The following is a 16,519-nucleotide window of genomic DNA, read 5'->3' on the forward strand; positions in this document are numbered from 1 at the left end:
ACTGGGGGCGTGGCCGCGGGGGGGGCGGGGGGGCCCGGGGCGGGCGGGAACCCGGGGGGGGGGGCCCCCTGGGGGGGGGCCCCCCCCCGGCGGCGTTCCGGGGCCCGTGGGGCGCGCGGTCGGGCGCAGTTCGGCGAACGCGTCCGGAACGGGGGCGCAACGGCGCCCGTACGGGCCCGCAACGGCCGGTGGCCGGACTCCCCGAGGGGAGCCCGGCCACCGGCCGTCGTCGTGGGCCGTCAGGCCGTCACCAGCTCCTCGCTGGGCAGCTCGACGTGGGCGCCGAGGTCACGGAGCTTCTCCATGAAGTTCTCGTAGCCGCGGTTGATCAGGTCGATGCCGTGCACGGTCGAGGTACCCTCGGCGGCCAGCGCCGCGATCAGGTACGAGAAGCCGCCGCGCAGGTCGGGGATGACCAGCTCGCCGCCGATCAGCTTGGACGGGCCGGAGACGACCGCCGAGTGCTGGAAGTTGCGCGCGCCGAAGCGGCACGGGGTGGAGCCCAGGCACTCGCGGTAGAGCTGGATGTGCGCGCCCATCTGGTTCAGCGCGCTGGTGAAGCCGAGCCGCGACTCGTAGACCGTCTCGTGCACGATGGACAGGCCGCTGGCCTGGGTCAGCGCGACCACCAGCGGCTGCTGCCAGTCGGTCTGGAAGCCGGGGTGCACGTCCGTCTCCAGGGCGATGGCCTTGAGCTCGCCGCCCGGGTGCCAGAAGCGGATGCCCTCGTCGTCGACCTCGAAGGCGCCGCCGACCTTCCGGAAGGTGTTGAGGAAGGTCATCATCGGGATCTGGTCGGCGCCGCGGACGTAGATGTCGCCCTTGGTGGCCAGCGCCGCGCAGGCCCAGGAGGCGGCCTCCAGGCGGTCCGACAGCGCGCGGTGGTTGTAGCCGCCGAGCTCGTCCACGCCGGTGATCAGGATGGTGCGGTCGGTGCCCAGCGAGATGATCGCGCCCATCTTCTGCAGCACGCAGATCAGGTCGACGATCTCCGGCTCGATGGCCGCGTTGCGCAGTTCGGTGACGCCCTCGGCGAGGACGGCGGTGAGCAGCACCTGCTCGGTCGCGCCGACCGACGGGTACGGCAGCTCGATCTTGGTGCCGCGCAGTCGCTGGGCGGCGACCAGGTAGGTGCCCTGCGGGTGCTTCTCGATGGTGGCGCCGAACTGGCGGAGCACCTCGAAGTGGAAGTCCACCGGCCGGCCGCCGATGTCGCAGCCGCCCAGGCCCGGGATGAACGCGTGGCCGAGGCGGTGCAGCAGCGGGCCGCAGAACAGGATCGGGATCCGCGAGGACCCGGCGTGCGCGTCGATGTCCGCGACGTTGGCGCTCTCCACGTGCGAGGGGTCGAGGATCAGCTCGCCGTCCTCGTCGCCGGTGCGCACGGTCACGCCGTGCAGCTGGAGCAGGCCGCGCACGACCTTGACGTCACGGATGTCCGGGACGTTGCGCAGCCGGCTGGGGCCCTGACCGAGCAGGGCGGCGACCATGGCCTTGGGGACCAGGTTCTTCGCACCCCGGACCCGGATCTCGCCTTCGAGCGGGTTTCCGCCGTGAACCAGCAGGACGTCGTCGGTCATCGTTCTCGCAATCCGGGGTGCCAGAGGTCGGGTCCGGGCTCCGCGGGAGAGCCTGGCGTGGTGGGGTCGTACGGGCGGCTGTGGGGCCCGGGCGAGCGAGTTTCCGCCGCGAAAGGGCGTCCACCATCAGTAGATGGTAGTAGGCGTGTGAATGGTTCCCGTCTGCTCCTGTGGTGATGGTGCTCTCTCCGGGTGGTGCCGCGCCCGCGTACTGGGCCGTACGGGTGTCCGGCGGGCCCGGCGGGGTTTCGTGTTGAGGTGCCCGTGGCGGGGTCTCCTGCGGGATCATGTGAGGCATGACCGCGGCGCAATCGCACACCGGCCGGCTGCTCGTGGCGACTCCCGTGCTCACCGATCCCAATTTCGCCCGGGCCGTCGTCCTCCTCCTCGACCACGACGCCGAGGGGGCGCTGGGCGTCGTCCTGAACCACCCGACGCCGATCGAGGTGGGGGCGGTGCTGGACGGCTGGGGCGCGATGGTGGGGCAGCCCGCCGTGGTCTTCCAGGGCGGCCCGGTGGCGCTGGACGCCGCGCTGGGCCTGGCCGTCGCGCCGGGCGAGCCGGGGCAGGCGGAGCCGCTCGGCTGGCGGCGGGTGCACGGCGCGATCGGCCTGGTCGACCTGGAGGCGCCGCCGGAGGTGCTGGCGGGGGAGCTCGGCGGCCTGCGGATCTTCGCCGGGTACGCGGGGTGGGCCCCGGGCCAGCTGGAGACGGAGATCGCCGAGGGCGCCTGGTACCTGGTCGACTGCGAGCCGGGCGACATCTCCAGTCCCGAGCCGGAGCGGCTGTGGCGCTCGGTGCTGCGGCGCCAGCGCGGGCCGCTCGCGCTGCTGGCGACCTATCCGGAGGACCCGACGCTGAACTGAGCGTGCCGACCGGCCCGGCCCCGCCGCCCGCCCACGCCTGCGGGCGCGCCCGCGCCGCCGCGCACCGGCCCGCGCCTGCGCACACTGGCCCGGTCTCGCGACGCCCCCATAGACTTGGCACTCATGAGCACTCTTGAGCCCGAGCGCGGCCTCGGCACCGGCACCCTGGTCGAGCCCGTCCCGCAGGTGTCCCACGGGGACGGCGACCACGAGCGCTTCGCGCACTACGTCCAGAAGGACAAGATCATGGAGAGCGCGCTCTCCGGGTCTCCCGTGGTGGCGCTGTGCGGCAAGGTCTGGGTGCCGGGGCGTGACCCGAAGAAGTACCCGGTGTGTCCGATGTGCAAGGAGATCTACGACGGCATCGGCCAGCCCGCCGATGGCAAGGGCGGCGGCAAGGACAACGGCTGACCTGCGCAGATCAAAGGCGGATCGATCCTGCGGCCCGGCCGAATCGATCCCACGATTGGTCTATGCCATTTGGGTTCGGCGGGGCAGGATGGCGGCATGGACCTCATCCCTGCCCCGCTGAGTTCCGTCCGCCTCGCGGACCAGGACTTCCCCCTCGACCAGGACACCACGCTCGCCTCCGCGCCCGGCCTGGAGTCGGTCGAGCAGTGGCTGCGCACCGCGCTCACCGGCGCGACCGGGCTGGCGCTGCGCCCGGCGCCGGCCGGCTCCCCGGCCGGCATCGAACTCGACCTCGACGACAGCCTGGACGCCGAGGCGTACCGGATCTCGGTGCGCCCCGGCCGGGCCCGGGTCACGGCCGGCGGCCCCGCCGGGGCGCTCTGGGGCGCGCAGACCCTGCGCCAGCTGCTCGGCCCGGACGCCTACCGGCGCGCCCCGCTGCGCCGCACCGGCTGGGTCCTGCCGGGCGGTGACGTCGAGGACTCGCCGCGGTTCGGCTGGCGCGGCGTCCTGCTGGACGTCTCCCGGCACTTCCTGCCCAAGTCGGACGTGCTGCGGTTCCTGGACCTGATGGCCGTCCACAAGCTCAACGTCCTGCACCTGCACCTGACCGACGACCAGGGCTGGCGGATCGAGATCAAGCGCCACCCGCGCCTCACCGAGGCCGGGTCCTGGCGGGAGCGCTCGATGACCGGCTACCGGGCCGGCGAGCGCCGTGACGACCGCCCGCACGGCGGCTTCTACACCCAGGACGACCTGCGCGAGATCGTCGCCTTCGCGGCGCAGCGCCACATCACCGTCGTCCCCGAGATCGAACTGCCGGGCCACGCCCAGGCCGCCGTCGCCGCCTACCCGGAGCTGGGCAACACCGACGTGGTGGACACCGCGGCCCTCGGCGTCTGGACGGACTGGGGCGTCAGCCCCAACGTCTTCAACGTGTCGGACGGGACCCTGCGCTTCCTGGAGGAGGTGCTGGAGGAGGTCCTGGAGATCTTCCCGTCCGAGTACGTCCACATCGGCGGCGACGAGTGCCCCAAGGAGCAGTGGCGGGCCAGCGCCGCCGCGCAGGCCCGGATCAAGGAGCTCGGGCTGGCCGACGAGGACGAGCTGCAGAGCTGGTTCGTCCGGCACTTCGACGGCTGGCTGGCCGAGCGGGGCCGCCGGCTGGTGGGCTGGGACGAGATCCTGGAGGGCGGGCTGGCGCCCCGCGCCACGGTGTCCTCCTGGCGCGGCTACGGCGGCGGGGTGGCGGCCGCGAAGGCCGGGCACGACGTGGTGATGTGCCCCGAGCAGCACGTCTACCTGGACCACCGGCAGGCGCCCGGCGACGACGAGCCGATCCCGGTCGGCTGGGTGCGCTCGCTGGAGGACGTCTACCGCTTCGAGCCGGTGCCCGCCGAGCTCGACGAGGACGCCGCCCGGCACGTGATCGGCACCCAGGCCAACCTCTGGACCGAGTTCATGGACAGCGCCCGGGACATCGACTACCGGGCCTTCCCCCGGCTGGCGGCCTTCGCCGAGGTGGCGTGGTCCCGGCTGCCGGCCGATCCCGCGGCCCGCGACTACGCCGGCTTCGAGCGGCGGATGACGGCGCACCTGGCCCGGCTGGACGCCCTCGGGGTGGAGTACCGCCCGGCCGCGGGCCCGCACCCGTGGCAGCGCTGGCCCGGGGTGATGGGCCGCCCGATCGAGGGCGCGCCCCCGCAGGTGTGACCCGGGTGGCCGCGGGCGTGACCGGCCCACCCCGGGTGGGCCGGTCCACCGCGGCCGTCACCCGGGGGCACCGCGGGTGTCACCGGGGCGCGGCGGGTGTGACGCCCGGGCAGGGAACTTCCACCCGGTCGTCGTGCGTCAAGAAAAGGTGAACAATCGGCTCCGGTTCGTACCGGACCGGAGCTGATACCGGCTGGTTTCGGCCACAATCGGGCACACCCGTCCACCGGCCCAGAAGTGATCATTGAGCATTGTGTGCCAGAGTTGCCCAACCCTGCCCGATCGCCCGTACCCTACGGGCCAGGCCGTGCTGCCAGACGGGGGCGGGTCGTCGATGAGCAAGTGGAGCACGGTGGGACCCAGGTGAACCGGACGATCATGCTGCCGGCCTCCCTCGACGAGGCCGTCGAGGCGCTTGCCGCCACCCCGGCCGCGGTACCGGTGGCCGGCGCCACCGACCTGATGGAGGCCGTCAACGCCGGACGGCTGCGCCCCGCCGCCCTGATCGGCCTGGGCCGGATCACCGAGCTGCGCGGCTGGCGCTACGAGGACGGCGGCACCGCCGTCCTCGGCGCCGGCCTCACCCACGCGCGGATGGACCGCCCCGACTTCGCCGCCCTCATCCCCGCCCTCGCCGACGCCGCCCGCACCGCCGGCCCCCCGCAGGTGCGCAACGTCGGCACCCTCGGCGGCAACATCGCCACCGCGTCCCCGGCCGGCGACACCCTCCCGGTGCTCGCCGCCCTGGAGGCCACCGCCACCCTCGCCCGGCCCGGCGCCACCCGCGAGGTTCCGATCAGCCACCTGCTGACCGGTCTCGACCCGCTGCGCCCCGGCGAACTGCTCACCTGGGTGCGGGTGCCGCTGCTGCACGCCCCCCAGGTCTTCCTCAAGGCCACCGGCCGCAGCGGCCCGGCCCGGGCCACCGCCTCCGTCGCCGTCGTGCTGGACCCGGCCCGCCGCGCCGTGCGCTGCGCCGTCGGCGCCGTCGCCCCCGTGCCGCTGCGCCCGCTGGAGGCCGAGACCTGGGTCGCGAGCTGCATCGACTGGGAGGGCTCGCGCGAGATCGACCCCGCCGCGACGGCCGCCTTCGGCGAGTACGTGGCCGCCGCCTGCGTCCCCGACGGCTACGCCGCGGAGGGCCCCTGGGAGGCCGTGACCGAGGGGCCGACCGCCGCCGCCGTCCGGCTGCGGCGTACCGTATCGGTGCTGGCCCGCCGGGCACTGGGAAGGGCGCTGAAGTGACCACCGAATCTCTCGACTCCGGCCCGCTCGACCCGGCCCCGCCGGTGAGCGCGGAGATGCGCCCGTGCGCCTCGTACACCCTGCGGGTCAACGGCTTCGAGCGCCCCGTCACCGACGCCTGGATCGGCGAGAGCCTGCTCTACGTGCTGCGCGAGCGGCTCGGCCTGGCCGGCGCCAAGGACGGCTGCGAGCAGGGCGAGTGCGGCGCCTGCTCGGTGCAGGTGGACGGCCAGCTGGTGGCCGGCTGCCTGGTGCCGGCCGCGCTGGCCGCGGACAGCGAGATCAACACCGTCGAGGGCCTGTCGGCCGGCGGCGCCGCCAGCGACGTCCAGCAGGCGCTGGCCGAGTCGGGCGCGGTGCAGTGCGGCTACTGCACCCCCGGCATGGCGATGGCCGTGCACGACCTGCTGCAGCGCAACCACCGCCCCAGCGACGTCGAGGCCCGCCAGGCGCTCTGCGGCAACCTCTGCCGCTGCACCGGCTACCGGGGCGTGCTGACGGCCGTCCAGAGCGTCGCCGAGGCCCGCGCGGTCGAGGCCGAGCAGGCCGAGGAGAGCACGGAGCAGGCCGAGGAGGGCGGCGCCCAGCAGCCCGCCCCGGCCCCGGTGGTCACCGAGCAGTCCGCGGCCGACGTGCCGCTGGCCGGCGAGCTGCCGGTGTACGCGGACTCCGAGGCCTGGGTGGAGCACGACCCGCAGCCGCTCGTCCAGGCGCCGCACCCGGTGCCCGACGGGCAGCCCGGACCGGCCGCCCCGGGCCACCCGAACGGTTCTTACGGCATCGACCACCAGGCCCGGCCCACCGCGGCCGGCACCGGCCTGGGCATGGACCTGGGCGCCGGCCCCGGCCCGGCCTACGGCGCCCCCGGCGAGGGCCGGCCCGGCGCGGCGTACGACAGCAGCGTGTACGACACCGCCGTCATGCCGCCCGTGCCGTCCATCCCCGCCCAGCAGGGGACCACCGGCCAGGGCGCGGGCCAGGGCTACTTCCACCACAACGGCTTCGCCGAGACGCCCTACCCCGGCACCCCGGCGCACGGGACGTACGCGCCCGGCGCGCCCGGCTACCCGGGCGCCGGCTACGAGGGCGCGCCCTACCAGGCACCCGCGGCACCGGACCCCGCCTACCCCGGCCCGGCCTACCGCAGCGGCGAGTACGACACCGCGGACTTCGAGCACGCCCCGTACGACGGGCCGGTCTACGAGAGCACCCCCGCCCACGGCATCGCCTACGACGGCCCCGGCTACGACGGCACCCCCGCCCAGGGCACCCCGTACATCCCCACGCCCCCGCACGGCGTCCCGACCGACGGCGCCCAGGCGGGCCACCCGTACGGCGGCGACCCCGCGCACGGCATCGTCCCCCAGCCTTCGGGGACCTCCATTCCCGAGGACCGCCACGCATGACCTCGCCCAGCGACATCGCGGCAATGCCGCCGGCGGACAGCGCCCGGCCGGACGGCGCGGAGAGCGAGCAGCCCGAGCCGTTCGGCCTCGGCAGCTCACCGCTGCGCACCGACGCGCTCCCCAAGGCGCTCGGCATCTACCCGTACGCCTCCGACCTGTGGGCCGAGGGCCTGCTCTGGGGCGCGGTGCTGCGGGCCCCGCACCCGCACGCGCGGATCGTCTCGATCGACACCTCCGCGGCGCTCGCACTGCCCGGCGTCCGCGCCGTGGTCACCGCGGAGGACCTGCCGGCCGGGCCGGACGGCAGCCGGGACGGCGCCCCGCACGGCCCGGTGGTCGCCGACCGCCCGATCCTGGCCGCCGGCGTGGTCCGCCACCACGGCGAGCCGGTCGCCGCCGTCGCCGCCGAGCACCCCGACACCGCACGGCTGGCCGCCGCCTCGATCGTGGTCGAGTACGAGCTGCTGGAGCCCGTCACCGATCCCGAGCAGTCCTTCACCGCCCCGCCGCTGCACCCCGACGGCAACCTCTTCCGCCACCTGCCGCTGCGCACCGGCGACCCGGAGGCGATCGGCGAGGTCATCGTCGAGGGCCTCTACCAGGTCGGCCGGCAGGACCCGGCCCCGCTCGGCGCCGAGGCCGGCCTCGCCGTGCCCCGGCCGGACGGCGGCGTCGAGCTGCACCTGTCCTCCACCGACCCGCACGGCGACCGCGACCGCACCGCCGCCTGCCTCGGGCTGGAACCCGACCGGGTGCGGCTGGTCGTCACCGGCGTCCCCGGTGCCACCGCCGACCGCGAGGACCTCTCCTTCCAGGTCACCCTCGCCCTGCTCGCCCTGCGCACCGGCCGCCCGGTGAAGATGACCCTCACCCGCGAGGAGTCCTTCCACACCCACACCACCCGCCACCCGGCCCTGCTGCGCTACCGCCACCACGCGGACGCCGAGGGCCGCCTGGTCAAGGTCGAGGCGCAGATCCTGCTGGACGGCGGCGCCTACGCCGACGTCTCCGCCGAGGCGCTGGCCGCCGCCACCGCCTTCTCGGTCGGCCCGTACGTCTGCCCGAACGTCTTCGTGGACGCCTGGGCGGTGCGCACCAACAACCCGCCGGCCGGCCGGATGCGCGGCGAGGGCGCCCTGCAGACCTGCTTCGCGTACGAGTCCCAGCTCGACCAGCTCGCCGTCCGCCTGGGCCTGGACCCGGTGGAGATCCGCCGCCGCAACGCGCTCGCCACCGGCGACTCGATGCCCACCGGCCAGGCCGTCACCTGCCCGGCGCCGGTCACCGCCCTGCTGGACGCCGTCGCGGCCGAGCCGCTGCCCGCCCTGCCGGTGGACGACCCGGACGCCGACTGGCTGCTGCCGGGCGGACCCGGCGGCGCCGGGGACCCGGCCTCGGTGCGGCGCGGCATCGGCTACGCGGTGGGCATGGTGCACATGCTCGGCGCCGAGGGCGAGGACGAGGTGTCCACCGCGACCGTCCGGGTCAGCGGCGACCACGCCACCGTGATCTGCGCGGCGGTCGACTCCGGCCAGGGCTTCTCGACCCTCGCCCGGCAGATCGTGCAGAGCGTGCTCGGCGTCAGCGAGGTCTACATCGCGCCGGTCGACAGCGACCAGTCGATCGCCGGGCCCTCCGCCCGCGGCCGGCACACCTGGGTCTCCGGCGGCGCGGTGGAGCGGGCCGCACTGATGGTCCGCCACCAGCTGCTCCAGCCGATCGCCGCGAACTTCGGCATGTCGGTGGAGCTGCTCTCGATCGCCGACGGCAAGATCACCTCCTACGACGGGGTGCTCGGCATGCCCGTCGGCGAGGCGCTGGAGGGCAAGGAGCTCTGGGCCACCGCCCAGTGCCGTCCGCACCCGACCGAGCCGCTCGACGAGGCCGGGCAGGGCGACGCCTTCGTCTCCATCGCCTTCTGCGCGATGCGGGCCGTGGTCGACGTGGACATCGAGCTCGGCGCCGTCCGGGTGGTGGACGTCACCGTCGCCCAGGACGTCGGCCGGGCGCTCAACCCGCGCCAGATCGAGGACCGGATCGAGGCCGGTGTCGCCCAGGGCGTGGGCCTGGCCCTGCTGGAGGACCTCCGCACCGAGGGCGGAGTGCTGGTCAACCCGTCCCTCACCGGCTACCGGCTGCCGACCGCCCTGGACACCCCCGAGGTACGGATCGCGGCCCTGCTGGAGGAGCGCGACGTGGTCGCCACCTTCGGTGCCAAGGCCGTCAGCGCCGCCCCCGCGGTGGTGGCTCCCGCCGCCGTCGCCGCCGCCGTCCGGGCCGCCACCGGCCTCCCGGTCGGCCGGCTGCCGATCCGCGCCGAGGACGCCGTCAGCGCCTGACCCCGCGAGCGCCGGGGCCGGGCCGCCGGGTCCGGGTCGAGCGCGGGCCGGGTCGCTGCCGGCGCGGGCCGGTGCCGCCGCCCCGGTGTTCGCGGGATCGGCCCGGTGTTCACCCGTCCGGGGGAGCGGGCGTCGGAGCACCCGCGCAGTGCGGTGAATTACCCGGCCGGAATTCGGAAATTGCACGACGAATTGCCGGTCGGCGTGTTTCTGCCGACCGGCAATTCGGTGTGGAGGCCATGACGGGAATCGAACCCGTGTAAACCGCTTTGCAGGCGGTTCCCTAAACCACTCGGGCACACGGCCGTGGGGGTGACGAGGGCTCAGCCCGTCGTCGGGGGAGGAAAGCTGCGCTCAGGCGCAGGGACAGGGGCGACAACACCGGGGAGCGGCACAGGTGCGGGGCGCTGCGAGGGCCACCGGCTTCCTGTTCATGTCCAACTCCCGTCGTCGCGCTGTCTGGTGAATTCATCTTATGCGGACCGGGGTGGGGTGCGTCAATATCTATTGTAAATTCCGTGTGGCGGCTTCGGCGGCGGTGCGTGCTACGGTCGAAGACAGGCGAGCGATCGCCCCGGACGAGCGCGTCGTACCCGGCACGACAAGACGGCGCAGGACAGCGGCAACCCGGCCGCTGGTCACTGCGAAGGATCGGTTCCGTCATGGCCTGGCTCGTGCTCCTCGTCTCCGGCGTCCTGGAGACCGTCTGGGCGGTCGCCCTCACGAACTCCAAGGGCTTCTCCCGCCTCGTCCCCACCGTGGTCTTCGCCGTCGCCCTGGTGCTCAGCATGGGCGGCCTGGCGTACGCGATGCGCTCCATCCCGATCGGCACCGGTTACGCGGTCTGGGTCGGCATCGGCGCGATCGGCACCGCCCTGTACGGGATGACGGCCCTCGGCGACGCCGCCACGGCGGCCCGGATCGGCTGCCTGCTGCTGATCGTCTCCGGTGTGGTGGGCCTCAAGGTGCTGCACTGACGGCCGCCCGCGGGCACCGCGGGACCTAGGTCCCGCGGCGTATGCGATCAAGGACGTTGGTCAGGGGTCACAGCCCTCGTCGCGCCTTACGATGGCGGGTATGACCACAGCCTCCCCCACCTCGGTCGACCCTGCCCCCGACCGGCTTCCCCCCGGTACGAACGACTCCGACGGAGTCATGGGCGGCCGCTACCGGGCCCTCACCCTCGGCATCGTCTCGGTGGTGCTGCTGCTGGCCTTCGAGGCCACCGCGGTCAACACCGCGATGCCGGTGGCCGCCCGCGAGCTCGACGGGCTCGGGCTGTACGCCTTCGCCTTCTCCGGGTACTTCACCACCACGCTGTTCGCCCTGGTCGTCTCCGGCCAGTGGTGCGACCGGAGCGGGCCGATGCGGCCGCTGTTCACCGGGATAGCCGTGTTCGCGGCCGGCCTGGTGGTGGCGGGCGCGGCACCCGGCATGTGGCCGTTCGTGGCGGGCCGCGCGGTGCAGGGCCTGGGCGGCGGGCTGGTGATCGTCGCGCTGTACGTGGTGGTCGGCCGGGCGTACCCGGAGCGGCTGCGCCCGGCCGTGTTCGCCGCCTTCTCCTCCGCCTGGGTGCTGCCCTCGATCGTCGGGCCGGTGGTCTCCGGCGCGGTGACCGAGCACCTCGGCTGGCGGTGGGTCTTCCTGGCGGTCCCGGTGCTGGTGCTGCTGCCGCTGGCGGTGATGGGCCCGGCGCTGCGCCGCTCCGAGAAGGAGCAGTCGGCGGCCACCGGGGGCTCCTTCGACCGCCGCCGGGCCGGCCTGGCCGCGATGGCCGCGCTCGGCGCCGGCCTGCTGCAGTACGCGGGGCAGCGGTTCGACCTGCCGGCGCTGCTCCCGGCCGTGGCCGGGGCGGCGCTGCTGCTGCCCGCGGTGCTGCGACTGCTGCCGGCCGGCACCCTGCGGGCGGCCCGGGGGCTGCCGACCGTGATCCTGCTGCGCGGTGTCGCGGCCGGGGCGTTCTTCGCCGCGGAGGCGTTCATCCCGCTGATGATGGTCACCCAGCGGGGGCTGTCGCCGACGATGGCCGGGCTGACCCTGACCAGCGGCGGCCTGTCCTGGGCGCTGGGCTCCTGGCTGCAGGGCCGGCCGGGGGCGGAGCGCTACCGCGAGGCGATGATCCGGGCCGGTTTCGTGCTGACGGCGGTGGCGATCGCGGGCGCGGCGCTGGTGCTCGTCCCGGCGGTGCCGGTCTGGGTGACGGCGGTGGCCTGGGCGGTCGGCGGGATCGGGATGGGTCTCGCGGTGGCGAGCATCAGCGTGCTGATGATGAAGCTCTCCACCCCCGAGGAGGCCGGGGCCAACTCGGCCTCGCTGCAGATGAGCGACGCGCTGGGCAACGTCCTGCTGGTGGGCCTGGCGGGGGTGCTGTTCTCGGCGCTGGGCGGCGGCTCGCCGGTCGCCGCCCACGAGGCCGCCGAAGGCACCGGCTCGGCCGGCGCCTTCGCGGTGATCTTCCTGACCATGACCGGGGTGGCCCTGCTGGGCGCCCTGGTCTCCGGCCGGACCCGCCCCCGGGCCCAGGCCGTGTCCGACCCGGCCTGAGGCCGGTCGGCCGAGCGCTCAGCCCACGGTCGCGGGCTCGGCGGCCGGCGGTGCGGGCTGCGCCGGCGGTGCGGCCGGGGTGCCGAGGAAGGCCTCCCAGCCGCCGGCCGGGGTCTGGCCGGGGTTCAGCCCCTGGAGCTTGCGCAGGACGGCCGGGTCCTGCGCCTCCAGCCAGTTGACGAGCTGGCGGAACGACACCAGCCGGACCTCGGGGCGGGCGGCGATGGTGGTCAGCACCTCCTCGACGGCGTTCATGTAGATGCCGCCGTTCCACTGCTCGAAGTGGTTGCCGATGTAGAGCGGTGCCCGGTTGGTCGTGTACGCGCGCTCGAACCCGGCCAGGTAGGCGTCCCGGGCCTGGGCCTGCCAGGCGGGGTACATGCCCGAGTCGCCCTTGGTGTTGTTGCCGGACTGGTTGTACATGATGTTGTAGTCCATCGACAGCACCTGGAAGCTGTGCCCGGGGAAGGGCACGGACTGCAGCGGGAAGTCCCACAGCGCGCCGCCCTGGAACTTCTGCGGCCAGACCTGGAGCCCGCCGGGGCCGCTGCTGTCGTACTTCCAGCCGCGCTTGGCGGCGGTCGGCAGCAGCCCGCGCTGGCCCTCCAGGCACGGGGTGCGACCGCCGATCAGCTCCTTGCGGTAGTCGAAGGGCAGTGCGGGGAGGTCGGTGAAGCCGGTGTTGGTCTTCCAGTTCATGACGAAGGCCATCGCCTGCTCGATCTCGCTGTCCCACTCCTCGGGGGACCACCTGCCGCCGCCGTTGGCGCCGCAGAAGTGCCCGTTGAAGTGGGTGCCGATCTCGTGGCCCTCCAGCCAGGACGCCCCGATCTGCTCGATCGTGTCGTGGATGTGCTGGTCGGTCAGGTAGCCGATGTCGGAGGCGCCGACGTTGTGCTGCGGCGGGTGGTAGAGGTTCTTCTTGCCTTCGGGCAGCAGGTAGATGCCGCTGAGGAAGAAGGTCATCGAGGCCTTGTGGTCCTGGGCGAGCTTGCGGAACCTGGTGAACAGCCGGTTGTCCAGCTCGCCGGCGCCGTCCCAGGAGAACACCACGAACTGCGGCGGGCGCTCACCCGGCTTCAGCTGCTCGGCCTTCGGCTGGTTCGGCTGCGGGCCGGTGTCCGAGGTGGAGCCGTCGCCGATGGCGGTGGCCGGCGGCTTGGGGACGGCCGTGGGGCTCTCGGTGCGCGCCGCCGGATCCACCGGGACCGGCGCCGGGGCCGCCGCCTGCCCGCCGTCGGAGCCGCTGCCGGAGCAGCCGGCCGCGAGGGTGGCGGCAGTGGCGGCACCCGCGGCCAGCAGGGTCCGACGGGAGAGCGCGTCCATGGTCACTCCGTTCATGAGGCGGTCCGGACGTCCAGTCCGACAAATGGGGTGATAGGCCTTCGGGGCCGATGTGGGCACAGCATGGCATGCCGTCCGGTCGCCACGGCGCACGTGTCGCGCGATCCCCCGGCGGGGGATCGGGTGATCGCCCGATCGGAGCAGCAGGCGGGCGAGCCGGACCGGGAAAAGCGATGAAACGGCGTCATATGGGATAAATCGCCGCGCCCTCCCGCTGAGCGGCAGTCGGCTCGACGAGGGGGGACGCACGCATGTGGCAGGCGGTGCTCGACGCGTACCGGGAGCGGATCATCGACAGCGGCCGCCAGCCGCTCTTCCTGCTGCTGGTCGGCCTGATCGGCTCCTTCCTGTTCATCCGCTTCAGCGTGCGGATGATCCGCCGCGGCACCAGCTGGTGGCCCGGCAACGTCACCCCCGGCGGGCTGCACATCCATCACGTCGTCTTCGGCCAGGCCCTGATGGTGATCGCCGGCATCGGCTCGTTCACCGTCCGGGGCTGCGGCGAGGCGCCCTGGGACATCCTCGGCCTGGCCTTCGGCATCGGCTGCGGACTGGTGCTGGACGAGTTCGCGCTGGTCCTGCACCTGGAGGACGTGTACTGGAAGGAGCAGGGCCGCAAGTCCGTGGACGCGGTGATCATGGCGGCCGCCTTCATCGGCCTGCTGCTGGTCGGCGAGCTGCCGCTGGGCGGTTTCCAGCGGCACCTGACGGTCGGGCAGCTGATCGTCGCCGCGGTGCTGCTGGCGCTGGTCGTCGTCAGCCTGCTCAAGGGCAAGCTGTGGACCGGCCTGATCGGCCTGATGGTCCCGCTGCTGCCGCTGGTCGGCGCGATCCGGCTGGCCCGGCCGCAGAGCCCGTGGGCGCGCTGGCGCTACCGGAGCCGGCCCAAGCGGCTCGCCCGGGCCGAACGCCGGGACGCCCGGATCCACCAGCGGATCGTCCGGTTCAAGACCTCCGCCTACAACGTGCTGGCCGGGGCCCCCGACCGGGCCCCCGGGAGCGAGGTCCCGCCGGCCGCCGCGGCCGCGCCCGTACCCGTACCCGCACCCGTACCGGCGCCCGGGCCGCTGCCCGAACCGCCGTCCGCGCCCGCGCCCGAGCCCGAGCCGGGCCCGGCTCCCGAACCCCTGCGGCCGCTGCCGCGCTGGCGCGCCCGCTGCGCCCTGGCGGCCGAGTGGTACCTGCGGGCGGCCGCGGTGCTCAACCTGATCGCCGCCCCCGTCGCGCCGTTCCGCGACCGCGTCCAGCGGGTCAACTCCGGCGAGTACTTCACTCCGGTCCTGATGACGGCCGGCTTCACCGCCGCGCTCTTCGCCGGGCTGCTCGCCGTCATGCTGCGCCGCCGCAAACGGGCCGCCTGGATCGTCGCCACCACCGTGGTCGGCCTGTACACGGCGATCTTCCTGCTGGCGATGGTGCTGCTGCCCGAGGACCGCGCCCACCCGTTCAACTGGATCTCGGTCGTCCTGAGCCTCGGCCTGCTGGTCGCGCTGGTGCTGGGCCGGCCGGCCTACCGGGTCCGCGGCCAGCACGGCAACGTGGCGCTCGGTCTCTGGGTGCTGATCGGCGGCTCGGTCGTGGTCACCGCGCTGGGCGCCGTCCTGGTGCGGCTCGCCTCGCCCGGGCAGACGCCGCCGAGCTGGGGCGCGAGCTTCCTGTACGCGTCGCTGCGGCTGTTCACCGTCTCCGGCATCGTTCTGGACACCGGCATCGACCTGGCCGGCTGGGTCGACCTCACCCTCAACATCCTCGGCGCGGCGCTCTTCCTGCTCGTCCTGCGGGTGTTCTTCCGTTCCCCGCGCGGCCGGGTCCGGATGGGGGACGAGGACGAGCACCGGCTGCGCGCCCTGCTGGAGCGGCACGGCGAGCGCGACTCGCTCGGCTACTTCGGGCTGCGCCGGGACAAGTCCGTCTGCTGGTCGCCCTCGGGCAAGGCGGCGGTGCTCTACCGGGTGGTCTTCGGGGTGGCGCTGGCCTCCGGTGACCCGCTCGGGGACCCGGAGGCCTGGCCGCAGGCGATCGAGGAGTGGCGGGCGCAGGCCCGTGCGAACGCCTGGGTGCCGGCCGTCACGGGGGCGGGTGAGCAGGCCGGCACCGTCTACCGGCGGGCCGGACTGAAGGCGCTGGAGTTCGGTGACGAGGCGGTGGTCGAGGTGGCCGGCTTCAGCCTGGAGGGCCGCCCGATGCGCCCGCTGCGACAGGCGTACAACCGGGTCCGCAAGGCCGGCTACCGGGTGGTGGTGCGCCGGCACCGGGAGATCCCCGAGGCGGAGCTGGACGGTCTGGTGCGGCTGGCCGACGCCTGGCGGCACGGCCGCACCGAGCGCGGCTTCTCGATGGCGCTGGGGCGGCTCGGGGACCCGTCCGACGGCGACTGCCTGATGCTGGAGTGCCGGGACGAGAACGACCGCGTCTGCGCGCTGCTCAGCTTCGTGCCCTGGGGCGCGCACGGGCTCTCGCTCGACCTGATGCGCCGCGACCGGGAGTCCGACAACGGGCTGGTGGAGTACCTGGTCACCGAGCTGCTGCTGCGGGCGGGGCGCGGTGAGCTGCCGGTCGACCGGGTCTCGCTGAACTTCGCGATGTTCCGCTCGGTGTTCGAGCAGGGCGGGCGGCTCGGCGCGGGGCCGGTGCTGCGGCTCTGGCGCTGGGTGCTGCTGCTCTTCTCGCGGTGGTGGCAGCTGGAGTCGCTGTACCGGGCGAACGCCAAGTACCAGCCGAGCTGGTACCCGCGGTTCCTGCTGTACGAGCGCTCCACCGAGCTGTTCGCGATCGTGGCCGCCAACGCGGCCGCCGAGGGCTTCCTCACCCGGCCCCGGCTGACCCGGCCGAGGATGCCCTGGCAGCGCGACTGACCGGCCCGGCCCCGTTCGGCGCAGCCCGGGGGAGGGTTCGTCCTGCCCCGGTCGCACCCGCTCTGACCTGCGGTGACCTACGCCCTGCGGGTGCCGGGCCGCGCCCCGGTCGGCGTGCTCCGGGCGGTGCCGGGCGGCCGCTCCCGGTTCACTGGCCGCAGCGCGGCACTACCGGAGCGGCCGGGAGCGGTCGGCCGGGAGTGCGGTCGTGGAGCG

General features: G+C 74.4%; 11 protein-coding genes, 1 tRNA gene and 1 riboswitch. Of the genes, 9 read left to right on the top strand and 3 right to left on the bottom strand.

The window, feature by feature from the left end; translation table 11 throughout:
- Positions 1 to 239 precede the first annotated feature (239 nt).
- Positions 240 to 1,580 carry a UDP-N-acetylglucosamine 1-carboxyvinyltransferase gene (gene murA / locus ACFTWP_RS11480; RefSeq protein WP_380264251.1) on the bottom strand — a complete coding sequence of 447 codons (1,341 nt, stop codon included), beginning with the start codon at positions 1,578 to 1,580 and terminating at the stop codon, positions 240 to 242.
- Between the two features lie 296 nt (positions 1,581 to 1,876).
- On the opposite strand from murA, the gene ACFTWP_RS11485 reads away from it, so the two are divergent.
- The 6 genes from ACFTWP_RS11485 (at position 1,877) to ACFTWP_RS11510 (ending at position 9,560) form a co-directional block, all read left to right on the top strand.
- Positions 1,877 to 2,446: a YqgE/AlgH family protein gene (locus ACFTWP_RS11485; RefSeq protein WP_380264252.1), complete on the top strand. Its 570-nt coding sequence runs from the start codon at positions 1,877 to 1,879 to the stop codon at positions 2,444 to 2,446.
- A 123-nt stretch (positions 2,447 to 2,569) separates the two neighbouring features.
- The gene (locus ACFTWP_RS11490; RefSeq protein ID WP_073923022.1) at positions 2,570 to 2,857 is read left to right on the top strand and encodes a DUF3039 domain-containing protein; all 288 of its coding nucleotides are present in this window, start codon (positions 2,570 to 2,572) and stop codon (positions 2,855 to 2,857) included.
- Positions 2,858 to 2,953: 96 nt separating this feature from the next.
- On the top strand, positions 2,954 to 4,570 hold the full coding sequence (locus ACFTWP_RS11495) for a beta-N-acetylhexosaminidase (protein ID WP_380264253.1): 1,617 nt from the start codon (positions 2,954 to 2,956) through the stop codon (positions 4,568 to 4,570).
- 378 nt (positions 4,571 to 4,948) lie between these two features.
- Positions 4,949 to 5,815 (top strand): FAD binding domain-containing protein, encoded by an 867-nt coding sequence (locus tag ACFTWP_RS11500; RefSeq protein WP_380264411.1) that lies wholly within the window; start codon positions 4,949 to 4,951, stop codon positions 5,813 to 5,815.
- On the top strand, positions 5,812 to 7,221 hold the full coding sequence (locus ACFTWP_RS11505) for a 2Fe-2S iron-sulfur cluster-binding protein (RefSeq protein ID WP_380264254.1): 1,410 nt from the start codon (positions 5,812 to 5,814) through the stop codon (positions 7,219 to 7,221). The genes ACFTWP_RS11500 and ACFTWP_RS11505 overlap by 4 nt, the downstream gene beginning before the upstream one ends.
- 23 nt (positions 7,222 to 7,244) lie before the next feature.
- A complete protein-coding gene (locus ACFTWP_RS11510; protein ID WP_380264412.1) occupies positions 7,245 to 9,560 on the top strand; it encodes a xanthine dehydrogenase family protein molybdopterin-binding subunit in 2,316 nt (771 codons plus the stop codon).
- A 231-nt stretch (positions 9,561 to 9,791) separates the two neighbouring features.
- Here the strand turns inward: ACFTWP_RS11510 and ACFTWP_RS11515 are convergent.
- A tRNA-Cys gene (locus tag ACFTWP_RS11515) sits at positions 9,792 to 9,866 on the bottom strand.
- 238 nt (positions 9,867 to 10,104) lie between these two features.
- Positions 10,105 to 10,176, top strand: a riboswitch (guanidine-III (ykkC-III) riboswitch).
- A gap of 46 nt (positions 10,177 to 10,222) precedes the next feature.
- Between ACFTWP_RS11515 and ACFTWP_RS11520 the strand changes: the two genes are divergently transcribed.
- Both ACFTWP_RS11520 and ACFTWP_RS11525 read left to right on the top strand, forming a co-directional pair.
- The gene (locus ACFTWP_RS11520; protein WP_380264255.1) at positions 10,223 to 10,537 is read left to right on the top strand and encodes a DMT family transporter; all 315 of its coding nucleotides are present in this window, start codon (positions 10,223 to 10,225) and stop codon (positions 10,535 to 10,537) included.
- A 100-nt stretch (positions 10,538 to 10,637) separates the two neighbouring features.
- The gene (locus ACFTWP_RS11525) at positions 10,638 to 12,104 is read left to right on the top strand and encodes an MFS transporter (protein WP_380264256.1); all 1,467 of its coding nucleotides are present in this window, start codon (positions 10,638 to 10,640) and stop codon (positions 12,102 to 12,104) included.
- A gap of 18 nt (positions 12,105 to 12,122) precedes the next feature.
- Here the strand turns inward: ACFTWP_RS11525 and ACFTWP_RS11530 are convergent, their stop codons facing one another.
- Positions 12,123 to 13,430, bottom strand: coding sequence for a hypothetical protein (locus tag ACFTWP_RS11530; protein ID WP_380264413.1), 1,308 nt, complete (start codon positions 13,428 to 13,430; stop codon positions 12,123 to 12,125).
- Between the two features lie 269 nt (positions 13,431 to 13,699).
- On the opposite strand from ACFTWP_RS11530, the gene ACFTWP_RS11535 reads away from it, so the two are divergent.
- Positions 13,700 to 16,303 carry a phosphatidylglycerol lysyltransferase domain-containing protein gene (locus ACFTWP_RS11535; protein WP_380264257.1) on the top strand — a complete coding sequence of 868 codons (2,604 nt, stop codon included), beginning with the start codon at positions 13,700 to 13,702 and terminating at the stop codon, positions 16,301 to 16,303.
- Positions 16,304 to 16,519: the final 216 nt, after the last annotated feature.

Origin of the sequence: Kitasatospora sp. NPDC057015 (assembly GCF_042673745.1) — a bacterium.
In the GTDB taxonomy this organism is placed as follows: Bacteria; Actinomycetota; Actinomycetes; order Streptomycetales; family Streptomycetaceae; genus Kitasatospora.